The 24,401-nt window shown below is 50.6% G+C and carries 17 protein-coding genes and 1 tRNA gene; 14 read left to right on the top strand and 4 right to left on the bottom strand.

The genetic code is table 11. The features are described from left to right. Positions 1-191: 191 nt before the first annotated feature. Positions 192-971, bottom strand: a complete 780-nt coding sequence (locus ASF12_RS02565) for a copper amine oxidase N-terminal domain-containing protein (RefSeq protein ID WP_056029133.1) — start codon at positions 969-971, stop codon at positions 192-194. A 265-nt stretch (positions 972-1,236) separates the two neighbouring features. On the opposite strand from ASF12_RS02565, the gene ASF12_RS34190 reads away from it, so the two are divergent. From ASF12_RS34190 to ASF12_RS02515, 11 genes are all read left to right on the top strand, one after another. Next, a complete protein-coding gene (locus ASF12_RS34190; protein WP_155972725.1) occupies positions 1,237-1,380 on the top strand; it encodes a hypothetical protein in 144 nt (47 codons plus the stop codon). Between the two features lie 188 nt (positions 1,381-1,568). Then, the gene (locus ASF12_RS02560; protein ID WP_056032702.1) at positions 1,569-2,471 is read left to right on the top strand and encodes an ABC transporter permease; all 903 of its coding nucleotides are present in this window, start codon (positions 1,569-1,571) and stop codon (positions 2,469-2,471) included. Further along, entirely contained in the window at positions 2,471-3,340 is an 870-nt protein-coding gene (locus ASF12_RS02555; protein WP_056029131.1) for a carbohydrate ABC transporter permease, read from the top strand. Before ASF12_RS02560 ends, ASF12_RS02555 begins: the two co-directional genes overlap by 1 nt. Before the next feature lie 89 nt (positions 3,341-3,429). Further along, positions 3,430-4,974, top strand: a complete 1,545-nt coding sequence (locus ASF12_RS02550; RefSeq protein WP_056029130.1) for an extracellular solute-binding protein — start codon at positions 3,430-3,432, stop codon at positions 4,972-4,974. A 53-nt stretch (positions 4,975-5,027) separates the two neighbouring features. Beyond that, positions 5,028-6,386 carry a Gfo/Idh/MocA family protein gene (locus ASF12_RS02545; RefSeq protein WP_056029128.1) on the top strand — a complete coding sequence of 453 codons (1,359 nt, stop codon included), beginning with the start codon at positions 5,028-5,030 and terminating at the stop codon, positions 6,384-6,386. Beyond that, complete coding sequence (locus ASF12_RS02540) at positions 6,386-8,581, top strand: glycoside hydrolase family 88/105 protein (protein WP_056029126.1); 2,196 nt, start codon at positions 6,386-6,388, stop codon at positions 8,579-8,581. The genes ASF12_RS02545 and ASF12_RS02540 overlap by 1 nt, the downstream gene beginning before the upstream one ends. Before the next feature lie 98 nt (positions 8,582-8,679). Further along, positions 8,680-10,959 carry a helix-turn-helix domain-containing protein gene (locus tag ASF12_RS02535; RefSeq protein ID WP_056032700.1) on the top strand — a complete coding sequence of 760 codons (2,280 nt, stop codon included), beginning with the start codon at positions 8,680-8,682 and terminating at the stop codon, positions 10,957-10,959. A 45-nt stretch (positions 10,960-11,004) separates the two neighbouring features. Then, positions 11,005-13,080, top strand: coding sequence for a hypothetical protein (locus ASF12_RS02530; RefSeq protein ID WP_056029124.1), 2,076 nt, complete (start codon positions 11,005-11,007; stop codon positions 13,078-13,080). Positions 13,081-13,117: 37 nt separating this feature from the next. Further along, positions 13,118-14,260, top strand: coding sequence for an oligogalacturonate lyase family protein (locus tag ASF12_RS02525; RefSeq protein WP_056029122.1), 1,143 nt, complete (start codon positions 13,118-13,120; stop codon positions 14,258-14,260). Positions 14,261-14,279: 19 nt separating this feature from the next. Continuing rightward, positions 14,280-15,431: a glycoside hydrolase family 88/105 protein gene (locus ASF12_RS02520; protein ID WP_056029120.1), complete on the top strand. Its 1,152-nt coding sequence runs from the start codon at positions 14,280-14,282 to the stop codon at positions 15,429-15,431. Positions 15,432-15,474: 43 nt separating this feature from the next. Continuing rightward, positions 15,475-17,901: a glycosyl hydrolase family 95 catalytic domain-containing protein gene (locus ASF12_RS02515; RefSeq protein ID WP_081418574.1), complete on the top strand. Its 2,427-nt coding sequence runs from the start codon at positions 15,475-15,477 to the stop codon at positions 17,899-17,901. A 132-nt stretch (positions 17,902-18,033) separates the two neighbouring features. Here the strand turns inward: ASF12_RS02515 and ASF12_RS02510 are convergent, their stop codons facing one another. Beyond that, complete coding sequence (locus ASF12_RS02510; protein WP_056029118.1) at positions 18,034-20,406, bottom strand: MMPL family transporter; 2,373 nt, start codon at positions 20,404-20,406, stop codon at positions 18,034-18,036. A gap of 47 nt (positions 20,407-20,453) precedes the next feature. Further along, a complete protein-coding gene (locus tag ASF12_RS02505; protein ID WP_235533021.1) occupies positions 20,454-21,071 on the bottom strand; it encodes a TetR/AcrR family transcriptional regulator in 618 nt (205 codons plus the stop codon). Between the two features lie 426 nt (positions 21,072-21,497). Here ASF12_RS02505 and ASF12_RS02500 point away from each other — a divergent pair, with 426 nt between their 5' ends. Beyond that, positions 21,498-21,878 carry a hypothetical protein gene (locus ASF12_RS02500; protein WP_056029116.1) on the top strand — a complete coding sequence of 127 codons (381 nt, stop codon included), beginning with the start codon at positions 21,498-21,500 and terminating at the stop codon, positions 21,876-21,878. A 134-nt stretch (positions 21,879-22,012) separates the two neighbouring features. On the opposite strand, the gene ASF12_RS02495 is transcribed toward ASF12_RS02500, so the two are convergent. Next, positions 22,013-22,903: a LysR family transcriptional regulator gene (locus ASF12_RS02495; RefSeq protein WP_056029114.1), complete on the bottom strand. Its 891-nt coding sequence runs from the start codon at positions 22,901-22,903 to the stop codon at positions 22,013-22,015. A gap of 126 nt (positions 22,904-23,029) precedes the next feature. On the opposite strand from ASF12_RS02495, the gene ASF12_RS02490 reads away from it, so the two are divergent. Next, positions 23,030-24,208 carry an MFS transporter gene (locus tag ASF12_RS02490; RefSeq protein WP_056029112.1) on the top strand — a complete coding sequence of 393 codons (1,179 nt, stop codon included), beginning with the start codon at positions 23,030-23,032 and terminating at the stop codon, positions 24,206-24,208. Positions 24,209-24,240: 32 nt separating this feature from the next. After that, a tRNA-Ala gene (locus tag ASF12_RS02485) sits at positions 24,241-24,316 on the top strand. Positions 24,317-24,401 lie beyond the last annotated feature (85 nt).

Here is a 24,401-nt window from a genome sequence, read left to right as displayed (position 1 = left end):
TTAAGTTTAGTGAATTTTAACATATCCTTTGTTTGGTTGCAACTCTGCAGCGGGAGTTTGGGGGTAACTCTAAGAATGGAGTCGCGCTGGTTCTCGTTCGAAAGAGAGATGCATAGGCACTCCATGATTCGTTTCGTACATGAATATAAGGCTCCTGAAAAGGTTACTAATCAGCTAAAGGGCTTAGATAATCAAGCTTCCGTATTTTTATCGATGATAATTGCGCTGGAGGTTTCTTTATCCCATGTTACATTGGTGTTCAGTGCTTCGCTAAGAAACCTTAGTGGTACAAAAACTCTGTTGCTTTTAACTTTACCGGCAACGTCAAGCGTAACGGCTTTCCCATTAATCGTAGCGATTTTACTGCCTAGCGTCAGTTTGACCACGATACCGTCACGCGTAACGGTCACCGTTTTCGAAACATTATCATAAGTAACTACGGCGTCCAGCGACTCGGAGATTGCGCGAAACGGAACAAACGTGCGTCCGCTCTCAACAACGGGAGATACTTCAGTACTTAGCGTTTTGCCATTTACATAAACCTTTACACTTTTTTTGCCGAGCTTTATTTTTATCTTACTAAGTTTCTTATATTCTTCAATATTGGTAGGATCCTGCGAGACAATCTCGGCTTGCACTTCTTCTGCAGCTTTTAGTTCTCCATCCTTCTCCAATGTATTGACCAGTGTAGCTAAACTAGTATCGGCATTCACATCAATGTTATATTTTGTTTTAAGCAGCTCGGCAATTCGAACGCCTGCGGGTTTATCTTTGACGTTTCCATACGCATTTTGAAGACCTTTCGAGCCATCGTTCTTTCCGTCGCCATAAACGGAATCGCTCACAGTAGCACCCTTTGCTTCGACTTTAATAGTTGCTTCGTTTTTGCCTTGATTTCCAGGTGCGGCAAAAGCAGTGGTTGCCATTAGGCTAAGTGAGACTACACCAGCCAAAATTACTGATTTTTTCATTTTATTACCTCCGTGAGTATGTAGTGTGTGCAACAGCTACAACTATTCGGAGGGCATAAAGCTTTTTTGAGGGTACACTGAAATATTTAAGGTGATCTATGATTAAGATTCGCCATTTACAAATCATTCAACTACAGCAAATTCCCGCTTTAAACCGTTAAACAAGCCAGAAAAAAAGGATAGGGATAGCTGTCTATCCGCGAAGACTGCTGAGAAAATCTCGGCAGTCTTCTTTGAGTCCAGCAAGCATAGGGACGATGAGGAATTGTCGCAAGGCGTCAACAAACCAATCCGCCACAGCATCAACAAATCCGCTGAAGCCTTGCTGCTGCGGCTTTTTTTCATGCCGGAGGAAGCGCATCTGAACGGTGGGGCAGCCGCAATTGTTCATCAACCTATCGCGGTCTGAGTGCGCTATTCGTCCAATTGGGGCGAGATCGCGGATTTGTGTGTGCCATGTTGAATTGATCAATTGTTTAAACTTCACTTGAACAGGTAAGATGGCGTTACAAGAAGCGAAGGAGGTTCACGATGGCAAATACGCAGGATCATTTGGAGCCTAGCTCCACTCGCGTATTGACTGGAGGATTCAACTTGATGGAGAATCGTTATCTCGTTAATATGCGAAAGTATTGGATGCTTTACGTCATGATACTGCCTGGCATCATCTATTATCTCGTATTTAAATATTTACCGCTGGCCGGCAGCGTGATCGCGTTTCAAGATTATCAGATTTTCAAAGGCATCCTGTCCAGCTCGTGGGTTGGGCTCGACAACTTCAAATTTATTTTCACGTATGAAGACTTCTATTTAGTATTAAGGAATACGGCGACAATCGCCTTTTATCAACTTGTTTTTGGATTCCCGGCACCGATTATTTTAGCTCTTCTCTTTAATGAAGTCAGGCTGATGCTTGCCAAACGGGTCATGCAAAGTTTATTTTATCTCCCGCACTTTCTATCCTGGGTCGTCGTTGGGGGCATCGTATTCGAATTGCTGTCCAGTCAGGGCGTCTTCAATATGCTTCGCGGATGGTTCGGGCAAGAAACGATTCTGTTCATGCAGGAGCAGCGATATTTTCGAGCTATCGTCGTTATCTCCGGCATTTGGAAGGATGTGGGCTGGGGAACGATTATCTACTTGGCCGCGATTGCAGGCATTAATCCAAGTTTATATGAAGCGGCTGTGATGGACGGGGCAAACCGGTGGAAGCAGACGATCCATATTACGCTGCCTACCATGTTCCCGACGATACTGGTACTGTTCCTATTGAATATTGGGAATTTTTTGGAGCTTGGCTTTGATCAGATTTATAATTTATTGACGCCGATGACGTATTCGGTCGGTGATATCATCGAGACGTACGTATACCGGGCAGGCGTGCTGCAAGGGCAGTACAGCGTCACGACAGCGATCGGATTATTCCAGTCGGTCATCGGATTCGTGTTATTGTGGATATTTAACCGCATGGCTCGAAAAACAGAACAGGGGTTGTGGTGATGAGAAAGACTACAGGAGATCAATTATTCCAGTTTTTCAATTACGCGTTTCTAATCGCTGCGGCTGCCACGATGCTGCTTCCGCTCCTTCAACTGCTGGCCGTCTCCTTCAGCTCGCCGATCGCGGCGGATTCCAAGCAGGTGTTTCTGTTCCCCGTTGAATTCACGACGGCATCCTGGTCACATATTTTGCAGAACACTGGACTGTGGAGATCGTTCGGTATCACCGTTTATATAACGGTAGCTGGAACTTTGCTGAGCATGCTATTCTCGGTGCTGACGGCTTACCCGTTATCGCATAAGCAATTTCTTATCCGTAAGCCGATCATGCTCGGTATTATCATTACCATGATCTTCAATGCGCCGATGATCCCGTTCTTTCTAACGGTGCGCGAGCTGGGTATGATGAACTCGCTATGGTCGCTCATTTTGCCAGGGGTGATCGGTACGTTCAACATGATTATTATTCGTACCTTCTTTACAGGTATTCCGAAAGAGCTTGATGATTCCGCACGGATCGACGGCTGTAATGAGGCCGGCATCTTATTCCGAATTTATTTGCCGCTCTCGAAGCCGGTAATTGCCACCGTAAGCCTGTTTTATGCGGTAGGCTATTGGAATACCTTTCAGCGGGCGGTGCTGTTCATCCGCGATCCGGAGAAATGGCCGCTGCAAACGAAGCTTCGCGCTTATTTGACCTCTCCGGAGGAGCTTGCCGCAGTCAATCTGGTTTTGGGTGACTACGATTTTAATACGACAACGTTGAAAGCGGCTACAATTTTATTCGCTACGATCCCGATTGTTCTCGTATATCCTTATTTGCAAAAATATTTTGTGAAAGGCTCTATGCTGGGCTCCTTGAAAGAATGATGGGTTTTAGGGCGGAAGAAAAGAAGGTATGAAGCCGAATTTCCGGCTTGATATATAGCATTAATTCCATTAAAAGGGGAACTGAACACATGATGAAACATGTTTTTGGAAAGTCGGCCAGAGTATCCGCTTTAGTATCGCTGCTGGTCGTTTCGATTCTCTCGGGCTGTTCCAATAATGGAGAGAAGCCTGCAGCTTCCGTGAATGATGCGGAGAAGAATACGCCCGTTACGGTGAAAGTATTCAAAAGCCATATGGGCGTAGGAACCATTCCGGGCAAAGATAATGAGCATGTGAAATATGTGGAGGAGAAGACGGGGGTCGTATACGAACTGCTGACGACGGCACCAGGCTCGGAGCCAACGGAATTTCTGAATTTGATGATTGCGTCCGATGATCTGCCGGACATTCTCCGTCCGATTGGAGGCATCGAGCAGACGTTAATCAAGCAGGGCGGCGCTCTGCCACTCGATGATTTGCTGCCGAAGTATGCACCTAATGTATGGAAGAACATTCCGGAAGAAGCATGGGATATCGTGCGGTCAGCTTCCCCAGACGGCCATATTTATTATGTGCCTAAGGTGTTTCTCGTACCCGAGCGGGCGCCGATGATTCGTCAGGACTGGCTGGATAAGGTGGGATTGTCTATGCCGAAAACAACAGAGGAGTATAAAGAGGTTCTGCGGGCATTCCGGGACAAGGACCCGAACGGCAATGGCAAGGCGGATGAGCTGCCTACGTCGGGCCGCGAGTTTGGCAAGTGGATGGACCACCTGTTCGGCATGTATGGTGTCGCGATGTGGGAAGGCGTACCGGAATGGGATATCTATGAAGGAGAGATTCAATACGCTGGCGTTACGAAAAATATGAAGGCTGCTATCGCATATATTCGTGAGTTATATGAAGAGAAGCTATTAGACAATGAGACGTTTCTGAACAAAGGCGATGTTTGGCAGGCCAAAATCAACAATAACCTGGTCGGCAGTTGGTATCACCTTCCAGCCAATCTCCGCGAACGCTATACTGCGATGCTCAAAGGAGCGCCCGATGCTTACGTAGTCGGCATGCCGGTACCTAAGGCCGAAGGTTTTGAAGGCTTTGTGACGCAGAAGAGCATGGGCGAGCCGGAGTGGATGATTCCGACTGCTGCAAAGGATAAAGCCGAATATTCTCTTAAGCTGCTCGATTTTTTCTATGACCAAAGCAACGATGAATTTATTCGCTTTGGCATAGAGGGCCAGCAGCATGAAGTCGTAAACGGCAAGAAGGTCATATTGCCGCCAGAGGACAGCCGGCCTATCGCGCTTGGGATGCGCAATCTGACGACCAAGGAAGATATGGATGTAAGGATCAAGGAGACGATTCCAGAAGACATGCAGAAGATGGTGCAGGATGTCTTCGCGGTCAGCACGTCCGATGCGCGTCGAATCGCCGGCGACGGATTGCCGAATACGGTGTACGAAGGCTTCCCGGATATCCAATCTCATAAGCTTTTTCAAGAATATCTGACGAAAATCGTCATTGGCGAATGGCCAATAGAGAAATTTGAAGAGTTCGTGGAGCGTTGGAATAAAGCCGGAGGCGAGGCCGTCACCAAGCGCGTCCAAGAATGGTATGCCAAAGTGAAGGAATAAGCGGTATGCGGAAGTCTTCATGATCGCGTAAATGCAAGAAAGGACTGGATAAGATGAGAAAACGATACGCCATTTGCGGCGTGAGCGGACGTGCGCTGGGCATGTTCGCCAAGCCTATCCTGACCACTTTCGCTGGAGGCTGCGAGCTTGTCGGCCTGCTTGACCGAGATCCCAAGCGCTTTGAGCTGTACCGTTCGAGATATCCGGAGCATGCCGACATAAGAACCTACGGCGAGAACGAGTTTGATCGAATGGTCGCTGAAACGAAGCCTGATGTGATTATCGTTGCAGGCCGCGACGACACGCATGCGCAGTACCTGATTGCCGCTCTAAAGCATGATCTGGATGCCATTACAGAGAAACCAATGGTGACAACGGGAGAAGACAGCAAGCGCGTTATTGAAGCAGAGAAGGCGAGCAAGGGCTCGGTTATCGTGACCTTCAATTACCGCTATGCCCCGATTCATACGAAGATTAAGGAGATTGTGCAGGAAGGGAAGCTTGGCAGAATAACATCGATTGACTTGAACTGGTACTTGGATACGTATCACGGCTCGAGCTACTTCAAAAGGTGGAACCGGGAACGCAAGCTGTCGGGCGGTTTGTCCGTACACAAGAGCACACATCATTTCGATTTGGTCAACTGGTGGATTGATCAGAAGCCGGTAGAAGTATTTTCCTTTGGTGCTTTGAATTATTATGGCGCCCAAGGCGAGGCGAATCCGAGGAAGGAGGACGGCAGATTTTGCAGCACCTGCTCTCATACCGAGGACTGCTCGTATTACTCGCGGTGGAATGCCCGCAGCCGGAATCTTAAAGTGCCGGATGATCATCTCGGGTCTCTTGATACAGGGAAGACATCGGCGTTTCCCTATTCGGATTACCGTCCGGACCGCTGCATTTTCGATTCAGAAATAGAAATTGAAGATACGTACGCCGCGACCGTGAAATACAGCGGCGGCGCGCTGCTCAGTTATTCCGTCAACTTCTCGCTGCCTTATGAAGGTTATCGGCTAGCCATTAACGGGACGAAAGGAAGGCTCGAGACGGTGGAATATCATATGCCTGGCAGAACGCCATTCCCTACGCCTGTCCAAACGATCGACTACTTTCCATTGTTCGGCTCAAAGGAAACGATACATGTCGTGCACCGGGAAGGCGGACATGGCGGGGGCGATCCGCTGCTGCTGGAAGACTTATTCATGGGCGAGGACCGTAGACGGCCGTTCCGCATCTTATCGGGTGCGGTTGACGGCGCTTATTCGGTGGCGACGGGCGAAGCGGTCTGGCGCTCGGTAAAGGAGCATCGCCTGGTTACGATCGAGGAAGTGCTGGAAAGCGGTACCGGCAGCCCTGGCAGCGAATTGCAGGAGCGTCCAAAGAGCCTAAACGGCCAGAGAGGAGGAGGGTAATGGCAGCTAACCTAAGCGGGTATGTCGATTCGATGGAAAGCATGGCCGCGCAGACGGAGGGCGGAAGCATTCCGCATGTGCTCAAGGTTATTGCGCAGCGGTATGTCGGCGATAATCCGCCTCATGGCCCTGTGTACCGGGTGACTCGGGCCAGCGCGGTCCGCAAGGGAGCGGACCACTTATATGAATTTCCGCTGAGAAGCATGTTTAAGGAAATGGAAGCAGGCCTGCGGGTTTACGCTTGGGCAAAGCTCTGGATCGATCAGCCGCAGGAGTTCATCTTCCATCTTCGCTGCTACGGGCAAGTGAAGCTGCATCACAATGGGGATCAGCGCTTTGGCTCGTCACCGGAGGAGGAGATGTCCGAAGCGGATCCGACTTCAGTCGTACTGCCGATAAAGCTAAAGATAAATCTGCTGCGGGGATGGAATCACTTTGTTCTGGAGCTGGGGGTGGGACAGGAAGGAAACTGCGGAGCGGCGTTCGGAACAGGCAGCCGCAAAAATAAGCCTTTTCACTTTCTGGCTCCATCCGATGAGCGGGACGGGGAGGAAGGCTGGATCTATACGGCGCCGTCGGCCCATCCGCTTAATCGCATCCCGGGCACTAATCAGACGGAAGCAGCTACTGGAGCGGAATGGCTGCCTGCACGAGAAGAGGGAAAAGGGAGGTTGGATCTTTTATATGGCATGCAGCCTGGCTATTCCGCTTATGCATGGACGACGATCGCCAACCGTACCGTCTCTAAGCAGCCAGTCACGATCTCAGGAACCGCATACGGTCCATTACAGTTTATATGGCAGGGAAAAGAAGTATACGCGGTTCGAGAAGCGGGAGACTTCTCCCTCGAATTGGGTGCAGACCCGGGGAGCGGCGACCTAATCGCCCATTGCCGATGCGATGGGCAAGGATGGGGTTTTCAGCTTGAGGACATTGCATCGCCTAACGTTGAACTGGTTCTCGGGCGGCGCGTGCATGGCTATAAAGGTAAATGGCTGCTGCTGGGTCCGCTCTCACCGGAAGCGAATATGGATTCGGCCGATTATCTGGCACCGGGCAAGGTGTCGGCCGACCGCTTCACGAACGTTTTCTGGACGACGGATCAGCCGGGAGCGCATGTACGCCCATTTCTCGAAAATGAGCTTTACGGCCGTTGGAATTATCCGCTTGGCGTTACGCTGTCAGGACTGCTAGGTTCAAGCCGGCTGCTTGAGCGTGAAGATTTGGCGGATTACGTTGCGGGCCATGTCGAGTTCGCGACATCGACTTATGCCTACTCGCTGTGGGACCGCGAGCGCTTCGGAGCAGCAGGCTTAAACAACCAGCTGTCGCATATCGACAGTCTTGATGACTGCGGCTCCTTTGGGGCGCTAGCCATTATGGCAGAACGCGACCGCTTGATTGAAGGCTCGCGTGTGGTGGCGGATGATATTGCCCATTATATTATGAACGTGCAGGACCGCATGGAAGACGGAGCGCTGTATCGCAAAGTCGGCGTCTCCCCGAGTATGCATAACACGATGTGGTGCGACGATATGTACATGAGCGTTCCTTTCCTATGCAGGTATGCCGAGCTTACCGGCGATGCGAGCTATATGGATGAAGCCGCGGGGCAGCTTCTGCTTTATAAGAAGTATTTGTACATGGCGGATCGGCAGGTCATGTCTCATGTGTATGATGTTCGCAATAGCAAGCCGTCTGGGACGGTCTGGGGCAGGGGCAACGGCTGGGTATTTTTCTCGCTGGCCGTATTGCTCGAAGTATTGCCAAGGACGCATGAGAGCTACCCGTCCATACTCGCTTTCTATCGGGATTTGGCCGAAGGATACCGCAGGCTGCAGGGCAAGCATGGCCTATGGCATCAAGTATTGGTCGATGCGGAGTCATATGAGGAATCCTCGTGTACCTCGATGTTCATTTACGGCTTTGCGCTCGGGATTCGCCATAGCTGGCTCGAAAATCCGGAGCCGTACATCAGGGCGGCGCTGACCGGCTGGCAGGGATTATGCGAGCGGGCCATCGACAAACGAGGGAATCTGTACGGGGTATGCAAAGGCTCCAGCTGGTCCTATTCCCATGCTTACTATAAGCATGATTTAGGCTGGAATTTGAATGATACGCATGGTATCGGCATCGTACTGCTTGCCGGCATTGAAACGCAGCGAATGAAAGAATGGTTGAAAGAAAAGGCTTGAGGGGCTTTGGAGTGTGAGTAAGAAGATCGGGCTGAGTATGTTGCGAGAGCAGGATCACGTTATAATAGAAGGATCCTCGGCATAAGGTGGGATTTATCGTGACGCAGTCTATCAAGAAATGGTTGAAATATAATCTGGCACATACCCAAGTTAGGCTCGTGCTGATTTTGACCGTTTCCGTCTTTCTCATTATTCTGGCTGTAAGCTTGACCTCGTACAACACGTCTAAATCGGTGATGCAGGAAGAGCTCAGCGAATTGCAGCGCCAAATGCTGAAGCTCGATATGAACGTGATCGACGAGTTGATCAGCGAGAGCGACAAGGTCGCGATTCAAGTCGCTTTGAATGATAATGTTTACAAGTTTTTGACCAGCAAATCACAGGGCTCATATACGAATATTACGGAGGCCTACCAGTTTCTATCGACATTAATCAGCAATTCCAAATATATTAAAAGCATTTATGTTTATGATCTTACCCGGGAAAGCTTCCTGGCAATTCCGCAGGGCTTCAGCTCCAATAGGCTGACATTCGACGATTCCGACTGGACCGGCGTAGCTTCTGAATTCGGAGAGAGGACGACGCTCATTAAGAAAAGGATGGTGCCTGAAGGGGCAGGAGCTAAAGGCTCAAGCGTTACGCTGTTCCGTAAGATCATGATTCAAGGAGAGTTCAAAGGAATCGTAGCTGTCAATCTTAAAAATGACGAGTTATTCGCGAAGCTGAATCCGCCAATCATGAACAATTTGAACCGGATGCGCTATATTATTGACGAGCATGACGAGCTGCTCTACTCCGTTTCGAACTATGAGTTTAATCAAGAGTCGGTAAACCATGCGATTGAGTCGTTGAAAGAGGACGATGGCGGGGATATCACCATTCAGAATCGCCAATTGCTTATTAATCAGCTCAAATCGCCTGTAACGGGATGGAGCTATGTGTCTATTGTTGAGCAGGACAGCCTGCTGGCTAAGTCCAAGCGGGTGGCGAAGGTGGTTCTTTTAGTATCCATTGCGGCTCTCGGGCTTGGTGGGTTAACGATTTTCTATATTAATGCGGCGGCTTTCCGTCCCGTGCGCAGGCTCAAGCAGCTGTTCAGCAGGTATGACCGCAAAAAGAGCGGATCGGAGGGCATGGATCTAGAGAAGCTTGCTGGTGAATTGCTTACCAATCATGCGCATCTGGCTCAGCTTGTCCGGGAGTCGATGTCGGAGGCTGCCTCGAAGCTGCTTACTGATATTTATTCCGGCAATCTTAGCGGGAAGCGGGACATTGAAGAGAAATGGAACCGTTATTTTGGCGAATGGACGGAGGCGCCGGTGACGGTGGCCGTTCTATCGATTGACCGTTATGAGGAATGGTCTCGCACATTTACCGGCGGCGATCATTCCCTGTTAAAATTCGCATTGGCCAATATTGTGGCTGAACTGTTCGAGCCGCAGTGGCGAATCGTATGCGCCGATTTCGGAACGGATAAGACAGCCATCTTGCTGCAGCCGCGTGTAGAAGGGCAGCGATGCGAGAGCAAGCTGGCTGAATCGCTAGAGGTAGTGTCACGCTTATTGAAATTCAGCGTATCGGCTGGGGTCAGCAACACGCAGACGGATATTGCAAAATTAAAGCAAGTGATGCTGGAAGCGGAGAATGCGCTTACATACCGGCTGTACCAAGGCTATGGACAGGTCATCACGTTCCAAGAGGTGTCTGGGCATGAAGTGAACGAACCGCTGCAGTTTGAAAGCGCGCTGGATGAATTGATTGGCGCTATAGAAATGGGCGATGAGCCGAGTTCTCTGGAAGCAGTCGTTCGAATGACCGATAATATCCGCTGTCAATACGGGTACCCATCGGTGGCCGTATCCTTCCTGCAGTCGGCCATCGAGAGGATCGAGCAAATACGCCCAGCCTCGGAAGGCTCTTATTTTCAAACGTATGTTCGAATAGATACCCTTCGCTTGGAGGATATCAAAGATAAACTGGAGAGCAGGGCTGCCGTTCTGGCGCAGCGCTTCCGCCGTTTGGCCGAGAGCAAGGACTTTATCATGTGCCAACGGATGGTCGACTACTTGAAGCAAAATCTTAACGAGCCCATAGGCATACCGGAGGTAGCTGAGGCGATTGGCGTTAGCAGCAGTCTTGCCAGCCAGCTGTTCAAACAAGAAACGGGAGAAACGATCTATAACTATTTGACTCGTCTTCGTATCGAGCGGGCGAGTGAGCTGCTGTTAAAGACGGATGACCGTATTTCGGATATCGGGCTGATGGTTGGCTATCAACATGAGAATAGCTTTATTCGCAGCTTTCGCAAATTCAAGGATATTACCCCGGGCAAGTACCGGGATATGATGAGAACCCGGATGGATTTCCCGTTCGAATGATTATAGGCTGCGCAGCCTCTGGGTTCTAGCAAATAGGAGGAGCCAATGGACAGACGACAGATCGTGGAACGCCATCAACCGGAGTTGAATAAATGGGACCCGGTATCCCCGTTTTCCGTAGGCAATGGCGAGTTTGCCTTCAGCGCCGATATTACCGGCCTGCAGACTTTTCCGAATCAATATGAGGTGCCGCTGGGCACGCAGTCCAATTGGGGATGGCATTATACAGGCGGCTCGGGACGATTCACCGAGAGCGATGCCGCGTACCAGGCCTACGATACGTACGGCAGGGCGGTTGGGTATGCGATGAAACCGGGCGACAAGCCAGAGGCGTACCACTGGCTGCGACAAAACCCCCATCGCCTTCAGCTTGGCCGCATTTCGTTTCGATTTTTATCAGAATCGGGTGAAGAAGCAAAGGCCGAGGATATAACGAATATGACCCAAAAAATGAATCTATGGACAGGCATTTTGACAAGCGAATTCGCAGTGAGCGGCGTGCCGGTTCATGTCATGACCGCTTGCCATCCGACGATTGATGCGATTGGGGTAAGCGTCGCTTCGCCGCTAATTGAACAGGGAAGGCTGCAGGTTTTCATCCGTTTTCCAGCGCCTGATATGATATCTGCCACATGGGCCAAGGCTGTATTCCCGGATTTGGGCAATGACGACAGGCATCTTACGGAACTGGCCGAGTCAGGCGCGAATAGGGCAAATATCGTGAGAAGCATGGACGAGGACCGCTATGAGGTCAACTGGTCTTGGAGCGCCGGGGCACTGAAGCGGACCGGTGTGCACGAATTTACGCTGCTGCCGGACTCGGGCGGAGAATTGCTGGAATTCTCCATCGGCTTCGCGCAGGAGTCGGCGCAGACGGAAGCGGTCGAAGCGATCAAGTCCGCGAGCGCGCGTCATTGGGAATCGTTCTGGATGAGCGGCGCGGCAATCGACTTCTCCGGAAGCGCCGATCCAAGAGCCTATGAGCTGGAGAGACGCGTCGTATTGTCGCAATTTTTGCTTGCGCTGCATAGTGGAGGCTCGCTGCCGCCGCAAGAAACAGGTCTGATGTACAATAGCTGGTTTGGCAAGTCGCATCTGGAGATGCATTGGTGGCATGCGGCTCATTTTCCATTGTGGGGCAGAGAGAATTATTTGCTGAACAGCATGGATTGGTACGCGCAAATCTTACCGGTCGCGCGCGAATTGGCGCAGTCTCAAGGCTATGAAGGGGCGCGTTGGCCCAAGATGGTAGGCTTCGACGGCAAGCCATGCCCATCGCCGGTTGCAAACGGGCTAATCTGGCAGCAGCCGCATCCAATGACGCTTGCCGAGCTCTGCTATCAGGCGGATCCGTCGAGCGATACTCTGGAGCGGTTCCGCAGCATCGTGTTCGAAGCGGCTGATTTCATGGTTTCCTTCGCTCACTGGAATGATGAGAAGCGGGTTTATGATCTGGGGCCGCCCCTTATTCCGGCACAGGAATGCCATTCGATGCAGGACAGCAAAAATCCGCCTTACGAGCTGGAATACTGGAAGTATGGCTTGGAAATTGCGATTTGTTGGGCGGAACGCATGCAGCAGCCTGTGAACCCGCTTTGGGCAGAGGTTGCCGGTTCGTTAGCTGAGCCTCCGCAGGCGGAGGGCGTATACCTTGCCCATGAGCAGTGCCTTGAAACATTTCTGACGAAAAATCGCGACCATCCGTCCATGCTGGGAGCACTCGGCGTTTTGCCGGGCGCGTTAATCGACCGCAAGGTCATGCTGAATACACTGCTGAAGGTGAAGGAAGTATGGATCTGGGAATCGGCATGGGGCTGGGATTTCCCGATGTGTGCAATGACGGCAGCAAGACTCGGAGAAGCGGATCTCGCCGTTGATTTCCTTTTAATGGATGCGTCCAAAAATACGTACCTAACCAACGGTCATAATTATCAGCGTCCTGGCTTATCCGCTTATCTGCCGGGCAACGGCGGGCTGCTGACCGCCGTTGCCATGATGGCTGCTGGCTGGAAGGAAAACGAAGCCGGACAATCGGCGGCTACACCGGCTGCCCTTAATCCGGGCTTCCCGCAGGATGGAAGCTGGTCGGTGAAATGGGAAGGGCTGAGGCCCTGGCTGTAGAGGCTTCTATAGCTTTTATAATTCAGGAGGCGAGAGCATGTCTGCAAAAGGAACCGTGTGGCCCTCGGAACGGAAGACGGAAACTGATCGGCTAACAGGCCTTGAAGTAACGCAATTAACCAATTATAAGGCGCATAGCTATCATTTATATTTTACGGAAAACGGTTGGTATGACGGAGAACAACGGCTGTTGTTCATCTCGGACAGGGAAAATTGTGCGAACCTGTACAGCTTGCATGTGGAGAGCGGTTTGATAACCCAGCTGACGGATTACAACGATGTGGATCAATTGGATGCTTGCCTGCTGCCTGACGGGAGCGCGGCGTTCGTGAAGATGGGACGAAGCCTTATTCGTCTGGACCTGGAATCGCTTGAAGAGAAGCTGATCTACGAAGCACCGGAGGGCTATCATCTGGGCAATGCGAACGCGACAGCCGACGGCCGATTCATTATGACCTGCGTACAGGAGGATCTGTCGTTTCGCATCCGGCTCGATCTAGGCAACGGCTATGTCGGCCATCGGGAGTTGATGGAGGCCGCGCCCCACAGCATGATCGTACGTATTGATGCGCAGATCGGCGGCGGAGAGAAGGTATATGAAGCGAACCGATTCATTACCCATATCAATACATCCCCAAAGGAGCCTTGGCTGATGACCTTTTGCCACGAAGGCCCATGGCATTTGGTAGACCATCGTATCTGGGGGCTGGACCTGCGCACGGGTCATGCTTGGAAGATCAGGGAGCGTCTGGAGGAAGGCGAGAAGGTTGGGCATGAATTTTTTTATCCGGATGGCGTAACGGTTGGCTATCATGGATTCCGAGTGGACGGTACCAATTTTTTTGGCAATATTCGTTATGACAATACAGGCATGGAAGAGACGGAGTTCGGCTTCGATACTTGGCATGGCTATGCGGACGGATTGGGGCAAGCGATCGTTGATGGGAAGGGAGCGGTCAAGACGCTTAGCCTATGGCGCAAGATTGACGGCGCGTACGAAGGCCCGCGAATCCTGTGCGAGCTGCGCTGCAGCTTTCATTCGCAGAAGGTGCACGCCCACCCGCGTTTCAATGCGGACGGAAAAAGGCTGCTCTTCACAAGCGATAAGAACGGATATGGCAATTTGTATGTAGTCGACATTCCAGAAGATTTTAGTTCTTTACCGCTGCTGGAAAAGTAACCAAAAGGAGGAGAAGCTGATGAATGCTGCAACTGAAATCCTTAATGCAGAACGTATATCCGTTAGGGTCGCCAGAACGATTTTGTCCCAAAGCGAAGATGGCTATCACCCGAATATTGCTAATAAGTGGGGCTATGTGGCCGGGATGGCACTGACGGCGATCGGGAGGCTCGGCGATTGGACCGAAGAATCTGAATACGAAGCAACAGTGAAGCGTCATATAGATGTTTTCATCCAAGAGGACGGCTCCATTCGCGGCTATACGCTGGAGGATTACAATCTCGACCATATTAACAAAGGAAAAAACCTGCTGAGACTATGGAGAAATGGAGGAGATTCAAAGTATGAACAGGCCGCCCGGCTTCTCATTACTCAATTGATTGGGCAGCCCCGTACAGATGAAGGCGGATATTGGCATAAAAAAATATATCCCTTCCAAATGTGGCTGGATGGTCTATACATGTCTTCTCCGTTTATGGCGGAATTTGCCAACACCTTTGGCGAGAGCGGTTGGTTCGATGAAGCGGCGCATCAGCTGCTGTTGATCGAACGGCGCACGCGCAACCCCCAAACGGGATTGCTGCATCACGCATGGGACGAGAGCAGGGAACAGCGCTGGTGCGATGCCGCCACGGGCCGCTCCCGGCATGTGTGGGGACGCGGGATGGGCTGGTACGCCATGGCGCTCGTAGACTCGCTTGAGCATTTTCCCGTTCATCATCCGAAACGCGGCCAGCTGATGGGGATTTTTGAGCGGATGGCGAATGCCTTGCTGCGCGTTCAGGATCAGGAGAGCGGCGTGTGGTACCAGTTGCTGGACTGCAACGGCCGCCAAGGAAACTATTTGGAGTCGTCGGGCTCGTGTATGTTGACGTATGCGCTGGCTAAGGGCATTCGGCTCGGTTATTTGGCTGAGATTGACAGGCAGGCAGTGGAGCTCGCATATGATGGAATTCTTGAGCGCTTCGTAACCGAGGATGAGCATGGCGTTCATCTCCACAGCATTTGTAACGGGGCAGGCTTGGGCGGGCGCAAGTATCGCGACGGCTCCTATGAATATTATATGAGCGAGCAGGTCGTCAGCGATGTACTGATGGGCGTTGCCCCGCTTCTGCTGGCGAGCGTTGAGCTGGAGCGGCTTCGCAGGCAGTCGGATACTGCCATTATTTAACGAGATGGCAGGAAGAGGATCAAACGAAGGAGGAAGGATACGGATGCGGCAGCAAAAAGACAAACGAAGCGCCGATAAGCTTTTGATGAGTTATCCCGCGTCATGGTGGCGGAATATGTGGCGCGAAGCGCTTCCCTCGGGCAACGGCGTCATTGGCGCATCCGTATTCGGCGGCGTACAGGAGGAGACGGTGCTGCTTAACCATGCCCGCTTATGGCATTGGGGGCGCAAGGATAAGCTGCCGGATGTAAGCGATACCCTAGCCCAGACCCGCAGTCTGATGGACGCAGAGCGATATGCAGAGGCAAGCTGGCAGCTCGCGGATGCTTTAAAGGAGCGCGGTTACGGGACGAAGCTCGCTTCCAGATTTCCGCTGGCTGCGATCCGGCTAGTCATGCCCTGCAGCAATGCCTTTCGCGGGTACAGCAGGATGCTTGAGATGGACACCGGAGAAATAACGGTAGGCTGGACGGACGGGCCGAGCCAGTATCGTCGGAGGCTGTTCGTTTCGCGCGCTGACGATTCGGTTGTCTATGAGCTTGGAGGATATGAGGAAGCGGGCGTATCGGGTGAGATCGGTCTTGATCTTCACCCGAGTGATCGCTGGGCGGATACGCCGGAATTCAAGGAGCTCGAGCAATCGATTGAAACGGGAGCAGGCGATGCTTACGTCTGGTTTGCCGGAACGAATGACGATGGAACAGATTTCGGAGCGGTCATGTTGGTCATTCCGGAGGGCGGCAGCATGGAAGCGGCGGGAAGCGTCATCCGCTTCGAGGGAGCGAGGCGGCTGCTGGTGCTTGTGAAGTTGTTCGTCCTGGGCGAGCGCTCCAAGGAATGGGAGCGGCTGAAGCAGGAACTGGCCGAGCTTGTTGTCGATTCCTCCTACGAAATACTGCTTGAGCGCCATATCGCCCTGCATCGGCCGTTATACCATTCAGCCTCGCTGGAGCTCAATGACGCGGAAGATGATTTGCGATCTAATGAGCGGCTGCTGTTGGATGCGTATGAGGGGGAGGCGCCGCCGGCACTTGTTCGCAAGATGTGGGCCTATGGCCGTTATTTGTTCTTAAGCGGTACCTCATCTGCGGAAGAGGCGGAGCCTTTCGGCCTGTATGGGCTGTGGGGAGGCGATTATAGGCTGGTATGGTGCCATAACATGGCGAACGAGAACATCCAGATGATGTATTGGCATGCGCATGTTGGAGGTCTGGGCGAACTGGTCCCTTCCTTATTCCGTTACTATGAGGGATTAATGGAAGACTTTCGTGAAAATGCAAGCAAGCTGTACGGCTGCCGCGGTATTTATATCCCAGCAGGCTCCACGCCGGGCATCGGCGTTCCTAATCAGATAGTGCCTGTCATTCTGAATTGGATCGGCGCAGCTGGTTGGCTGGCCCGGCACTATTATGAGCATTTCCATTTTACCGGAGATGTTCAATTTCTGCAGGAGACAGCGCTGCCGTTCATGCTCGAGGCGTTGCTTTTTTACGAGGACTTTTTGGTTACGGACGCGGACGGCTTTTACAAAATATATCCCTCCGTATCGCCGGAAAATACTCCGCTCAACTTCATGCCGGCTGATGGCAAACCGCTTGCGCACCCGATGCCTACGGCGATCAATGCGACGATGGATGTCGCCATTCTGAAAGAGCTTTTGCAGCACCTAATAGCAGCGAATCGGAAGGTGGGCGGCGATCCGGAGGCAGAGAAGGAATGGAGCCGCATGCTGAAGCGATTACCCGCGTATCGGCTGAATAAGGATGGCGCGGTCAGAGAGTGGCTCCATCCTGCTTTTCAGGATCGGTATGCGCACCGTCATCTATCTCATCTGTACCCCGTTTTCCCTGGGCAGGAATTAACGCAAGAGAGTGATCCTACCTTGTTCGGCGCGTTTGAAAAGGCTGTGCAGCGGCGCGAGATTGGAGCCCAAAGCGGGTGGTCGCTAGCTCATATGTCTGCTATTTATGCTCGTTTTGGAGATGGGGACAGCTCCTTGAATTGTCTGGATATCCTCTCCAGATCGAGTCTGCTGCCTAATCTGTTCACGCTCCATAACGACTGGCGGGGAATGGGCTTATCGATGCAAATGCCTACGGCTCCGGTGCAATTGGATGCCAATATGGGGTGGGTGAATGCTGTGCAGGAGCAGCTGCTTCAGGTATCCGACAAACTCATTAAATTGCTGCCGGCGCTGCCGAAGCGTTGGAAGCGGGGGCGTCTGGCCGATTGGAGATTCCACACAGGCAAAGTGGCGCTATCGTGGAATCAAGAAACGGGTTCGTTCAGAGCAGAGTTGACGGCAGATAGGGATACCGACATAATCGTCAAGCTGCCGGATTGGGCGGGAGCCTGCAGCATAACCGGCGGAGAAGTCCAGCCTTCGCCGCTAGGTCCCGCGTACTTTACGTTGCGAATGAAGAGTGGGGCGCCAACGGTTGTTTTTGAATCCGAATCATTAAATCAATAAAGCAAAAGAACCACATCCTATGACGTGGTTCTTTTGCTTTATTGGCGGAATGCCGTGGGGAGGGTGTGGCGCAAGCTTCACCCTCCTTTTATAAACGAAATTTCAATATAGATAGAGTGAAAATGTTGAACGTTATGCGGGCTTGTTCGCCTTCTTTTTGCTGTCGATGCTGCCCTGAGCATTCAGTGCAGTAATCAGCTTGTCACCCTCGACATCGAGGTTAGGCAGAATGCGGTCTAACCATTTTGGCAGCCACCAAGCTTTGTCTCCGAAGACAGCCATGACGGCTGGAACCAGTGTCATACGGACAATGAAAGCATCGATAAGGATGCCTATAGCCAGCGCGAAGCCGATCTGTTTGATCATGGCATCAGGTGCGAAAATGAATCCGGCAAAGACGGATACCATAATGACAGCAGCGGCTAGAACGATGCGGCTTGCTAGATCATAGCCGTGAACGACACTGTCGGTTCCTCTATGACCATGCACGTAAGACTCACGCATAGAGCTTACTAGGAAGACCTGATAATCCATCGCCAGTCCGTAAAGAATACCAGTGACAAGAATAGGCATAAAGCTGAGCAGCGGGCCGCCTGTGTCAAAGCCGAAGAGTGAATGCATCCATCCCCACTGGTAAACGGCTGTAGTAAGGCCGAACGTCGCAAGTATGCTGAGAATAAATCCGACCGTCGCTTTAATGGGAACGATGATCGAGCGAAACACAAGCAGCAGAATAATAATAGACAGAATGACGATGATGCCGACATACAGAGGGAACGCCTCCGACAGCTTAGACGACATATCAATATTAATAGCGGTGAACCCAGTAACTCCCAGCTTAATATCCGTATTTTGCGCAATGCTTGATTCTGGGGCGCGCAGATCGTTTACTAGATCCTTCGTTGCCAAGTCCGTTGGGCCTGTTTTGGGAATAAGGCTAATAATCGCCATATTGCCCGTTTTATTCACACCCATCAGTGTGACGAGTGAAACATTGTCATGCTTTTGAAGCTCTTGGACGAGATTGCCGAGTTTTTCAGGAGTAAATGTATCGGAGGCATTTTGCGGCTCGCCCACCAGAAGCAGGGGACCGTTGAAGCCTTCTCCGAATCCTTTGGAAATCGCGTCATAACTTTGCCTTGCAGCCGTATCGAGGTTTGCCGAGGCGCCAGAGGGAATCCCGAGCTCCATTTTTGTAACCGGAATCGCTGCCGTGCCTAGAACGATGATCACTCCGATAATAATAAGCCAGCGGTATTTCACCGTTCCCTTAACCCAGCGAATCGAGAAGCCATGCTTAGCTTTCTGGTCAGAGCTGTTGTTTTTCATGCGGACTTTAGGCGAGCAAATACGTTCACCTACGAATCCAAGCAGAGCAGGCAGCAGGGTCAGGGCTAGCAGTACAGTGACGAAAACCGTCACACCAGCGACCATTGCCATCGTAGACAAGAACTCAATGCCAATAACGAGCATGCCGAACAAAGCAATAATAACCGTTAAGCCTGCAAAAAATACCGCGCTGCCAGCTGTACCTACAGCTCTGCTCGCAGCTTCACGCGCACTTAAGCCTTGGTCTAAAATCATGCGGCGCTGACGATTCACAATAAACAGGGAATAGTCGATACCGACAGCGAGTCCAATCATGATCGCCAAAATAGGCGTTATGTCATTGATCGAAATGAATTTTGAGAGGGCATACGCGCCTCCAATGCTGATCGCTACGCCAAAAAGAGCGGTAAGCAGCGGCAGACCCGCAGCAACAACAGAGCCAAGCGTAATAATGAGCACAACGGCTGCAACGAGAAGCCCGATTGCTTCTGTCGAGCCTATGGCTGGCGTGCTCTTAAGCGAATCACTAGGTATAGCTGTAATGCCGGAATTGTTCTGCTCAACAGCTGCGACGGCGTTGATTACAGCGTCTGGTACGGATTTGGGCAGTGAAGCCTGCTGCTCGGTGAATTGGAACTGGAACAGGGCGAGACTGCCATCAGATGAGAGCATCACTCCTATTACCGGAACGCCATCTACCATCAAAGGGCCATAAGGAGGTATTTCAGCGGCGCTTGGCTGGTTCGTTTGTGTTCCTTGGGCTGCTTGTGTTTCTTGGCTCGCCCCTGCAGCCGCGGCGCCCATTTGGCTGCTGTCAGCAGCCGAAAGACCAGCTTCCGCAGCCAATTTGGCAGGATTAATGACATAGTCTACATTATAAACGTCATTAACAGCCTTCTGGATTAAAGCTAAACGTTCTGGTGTATCCAAACGTTCACCAACTGGTACCGTAAAGGCAATACTGGCTTGTCCGCCAGAAGCTTCGGGAAGCTCTTTCGTTAGTTGATCGAGTACCTTCTGCGATTCTGTACCGGCAATTTTCATTTCTGAGCTGGAATGGATGCCGTTGACTGCGAGCATAGCGATTACGACGCCAAGGATGGCGATCCAGCCGATGAGGAACTGCCATGGCTTGTCATAAGCGGATTTTCCTAACTTGTACAAAAATGTTGACATGTGATGTTAATCTCCTTTATATCATGATGAATGGTGGTCAGTAGTGGCTAGAAGCCCTTTCGCAAATACTCGAACATCGAATTTAAATATTGATCGAATGGGATCGCAGCTGTCGGTTCTGCTTCCGTCTCGCCCAGAAGCAGGACGTTCAGACTGCCGTCAAGTATTGGTACAAACGCTCCATAAACGGCGCCGACTAGAAGATGGGTATAACCGTCCTTATAACGTCCGCGGGCGAATGGTTCCAATGCTTCCTGAGCTGCCATTTGCAAACGGCGGAACACACCCAGGATGTACGGTTCAAGTGTAGGGTACTGCTTCGAAAGGGAGATGAATTTGCGTATTTTAAGCAGAAACTCAGCAGTAAACTGCATCTGCATCAGGCTGTACAACACATCAAGCGGTGTTGCTCCTTGTGGCAAGCCCGCAAGTAATTTCTCATATTCCTCTACACTCGTTGTGGGGACAGCGACGGCAGCAACGGCTTCTTCTTTGCAGGAAAAATAGTTGGCGAACGTGCGTCTCGAATATCCGGCCTGCTGCACGACGTCGTCGACTACGAAGCCATCCAAACCTTTTTCAAGCGCGAGCTCGAATGCGGCTTCGGCCAGGGCAGAGGCGGTGGCTTCTTTTTTCCTATCACGCAAGGTTTGTTTAGCAATCAATAACTACACCTCCTTTGTAAATTCGTATACATGGAAAAAGCGTATCTTATACAACTGTCATAAATATTATTGCCCAATATGCAAAGATGCACAATGGGCAAGTTTTTCGAAATTGTGAACGTTACTTAGAGAATTGAATGTGATTTTCTCTGGGCAGCAACTATTGCAAATTTTATAAATGTTGACAGATAATCTTATACTTGCTACCTGCCAAATGTATGGAGCACGACCTTAGGTGTGTTCCTTTGAATATAGTATTTAGGTTAATATATATTAAGTAAGTAAAGTGTTTTGCGAGAAGGTTTATTCAAAATCGATTTTTAATTGCGTTACTATAGTTAAGCTGATACTTGTTTTGCCGTTATTTTATGTTGTTGCAATCTCACATGAGCGTTTGAAAGAACTTTAATGAGGAGGCGGATTTTGGTGAGTCAATCACAATTGGACATATTGCTAGAGGGTTTGGAGGCAGGGAGCCTGCTTACGGAACAAACATTTTCTGAACTGGATGCTGACCAATATTTAGATATACGTGATGCGAACGATGACGAATGGATTACGGCTTCAAAGCGATGGGAGCTCGATGCTGATGGTTCTGATGTGGAAGAGAGTGAACAAATACATGCGGGGCGAGAACAAGCGTTCAAGCAAGCATTCCGCTTGACAGGGAACCATGATCTCGCCGGGTATATAAGCGATGATATTCGTTTGATCTGTATGGCTTTAAGGCAGGACGGGGGCGAAGATCCGGTTATTAAACATATGCTATCGTCCTATTTGCAAGGCCAATTGCCTTTATTAAGCTAGATGCTGGAGATGGAATAATCGTGATGTGCCGCATCGTAACCGTTTCATTTAAGGTAGCTAGAACAAGGGACAACCCTTGTGCACAGCTGTCTTTTTTGTTTGCATCATTGCGGCTGCCTGAAGGCATAGTCGCTCTAGCCATTTTTTCCATGAAAAAAATCAATCAGCCCATCCGTTAATTGTTGATGCGAGCGGCTAATAAAGCGATCCGTACAATACATCAGCTCCATATGGCGCACAGGTGTAGGACCTTTAAAGGGTATAGCTACAATGTCCAGGCGTTCTGGAAATTGACGAAGCAAGCCTTTCGGCTGTATAGTAGCGCCTATCCCAGCAGAAACTAATTGCAGCAAGGAATGGGCCGAACTGGTTTCCATAACGGTAGCTAATTCAAAGCCTTCTTTGATGCAAACCTCATCCACTAAATCACGGCCGAGAAAGCCTTTCGGATACATAACTAATGCATGCTGCACCAGCTCTTGCAGTGTAATTTCCTTCTGTTTAGCAAGCTCGCTTGCTGCATGAACGAAGAGATAATAAGGCTCCGAGCCAAGCGGGACTTGGACTAATCTTTTATCAGGCAGGCCTTGCAAGCCAATTCCGATATCGACTTTATGGTTAAGCACTTCTTCTTGTACATGGATAGTCGAGAAAACCTGCAGCTGGATGTGAGGATACTTCGCCTTAAAAGGAATGAACAGCGGGACGAGTTGAAAATCCAAATCCGAGGGCAGCACGGCCAGACGGACGGTGCCGCCTTCTCCAGATAGAAGCTCCTTTATCGCATTTTTGGCATCCCGTTCTGCTTGTAGCATCTTAACTCCGTAATGCGACAGGAGCTTGCCGGCTTCCGTTGCCACAACCTTTTTACCGATGCGGTCAAAAAGCGGCGTGCCGAGCTCAGCTTCAAGGATGCGAATTTGCTGGCTTAATGTAGGCTGTGAGATGCCAAGCCTTTCGGCAGCCTTCGTAAAATGAAGCAGCTCAAATACGGCCATAAAGTACTGTATATTGCGATTGTCCATGCAGAGGCTCCTTTGAATGATAGTTTTTTACTATCATAATAATATAAATTATAGGATTGATCAATGAAATGTGGCGCCATATACTTGATGAAGTGTTACAAAGCTAAATAGAGAGAGGCAGCACGTATGAAAAAATATTTTTTACTGTTAGCTATATTTATCGCAGCTTTAAATCTAAGACCGATTATTACATCGGTTGCCCCTTTGCTTCGTACGATGCAAAATGATCTGGCCATGAGTGGACTGACCGCAAGTCTACTAACGACATTACCTGTCTTATGCATGGGGATTTTTGCTCCAGCGGCAACCACATTACGTGATCGAGTAGGGCTTGAACGAACTATTTTCTTTGCATTATTTCTCATTACAGGGGCAACCGCTTTGCGGGGGATTGTTAGCTCCGTCTTTATATTGGTTGTAAGTGCGTTAGTTGGCGGAATCGGAATCAGCTTGGCAGGGCCGCTGCTGTCGGGCTTTATTAAAAAGTATTTCCCCACAAAGCCCGGCATTGTAAGTGTTTATTCCGCTTCGATGACCGTAGGGGCAGCTATTGCCTCTGCTTTTGCAATACCATTATACAATCGCAGCAATCATAGCTTAACGCTGACTTTGTCATGCTGGGCTATTTTCGGCGTGGCGGCCTTAATCGTTTGGTCGGCTTTTCTTGGAAACAGGGGGAGTAAGGAGAACAAGGGGAGCAAAGAAGGCTTAGTGCGATCTAGTTCGAAGCTGCCAATCCGCAATAAAAAAGCGGTTATGTTGACCTTGTTTTTTGGATTAATGGCCAGTGTCTTTTATTCGGTTACGGCGTGGATTTCACCGATTGCCCTCAACTTCGGGTACAGCGCAGCCAGCGCGGCTATGCTCCTTACCGTCTTTACGATTATTCAAATTCCGGTATCGTTAACGATTCCTTTTCTTGTAGCTAGGTCTGGGAAACGGAGATTTTATCTGATCCTTTGCAGTGTGTCTGAGCTAATCGGGATTGTTATGCTGCTATTCCATCTGCCAATGCTGCCAGCTGTAATATTGCTGGGCATTGGGGCGGGCGGGTTGTTTCCACTGGCGCTTATGCTGCCGATTGTCGAGACGGATACGCCAGAGGAAGCAGGAGCATGGTCGGCAATGTCTCAGTGTGGCGGCTACATCATAGGAGCAATGGGGCCATTATTAATTGGGGCGATTTATGATCGTAGTGGGAGCTTTATGGCTGCGCTACTTGCGATGCTTGCTGTTATAGTGGTGATGATTGGGGTGCAGGTGGTTATTACGGGGGGGAAGAGTGAGGGAGAGGTAAGTGCCTGAATATACTGAGTACCAGCATAAAGATTTAATAAGGGGCCTTAGCTCGGCTGGAAGAGCGCGTCGATGGCAGCGATGGGGTCAAGAGTTCGATCCCCCTAGGCTCCACCATAATATAAATGTCAAAGTGGTACGACAATTCACCGAATGTTCAAGTTGCTATTGAAGGTTTTGGCAGATGGTGAGTTGGGAGAAC

This window comes from Paenibacillus sp. Leaf72, assembly GCF_001422685.1.
In the GTDB taxonomy this organism is placed as follows: domain Bacteria; phylum Bacillota; class Bacilli; order Paenibacillales; family Paenibacillaceae; genus Pristimantibacillus.
This window is presented reverse-complemented; position numbering and strand designations above follow the sequence as displayed.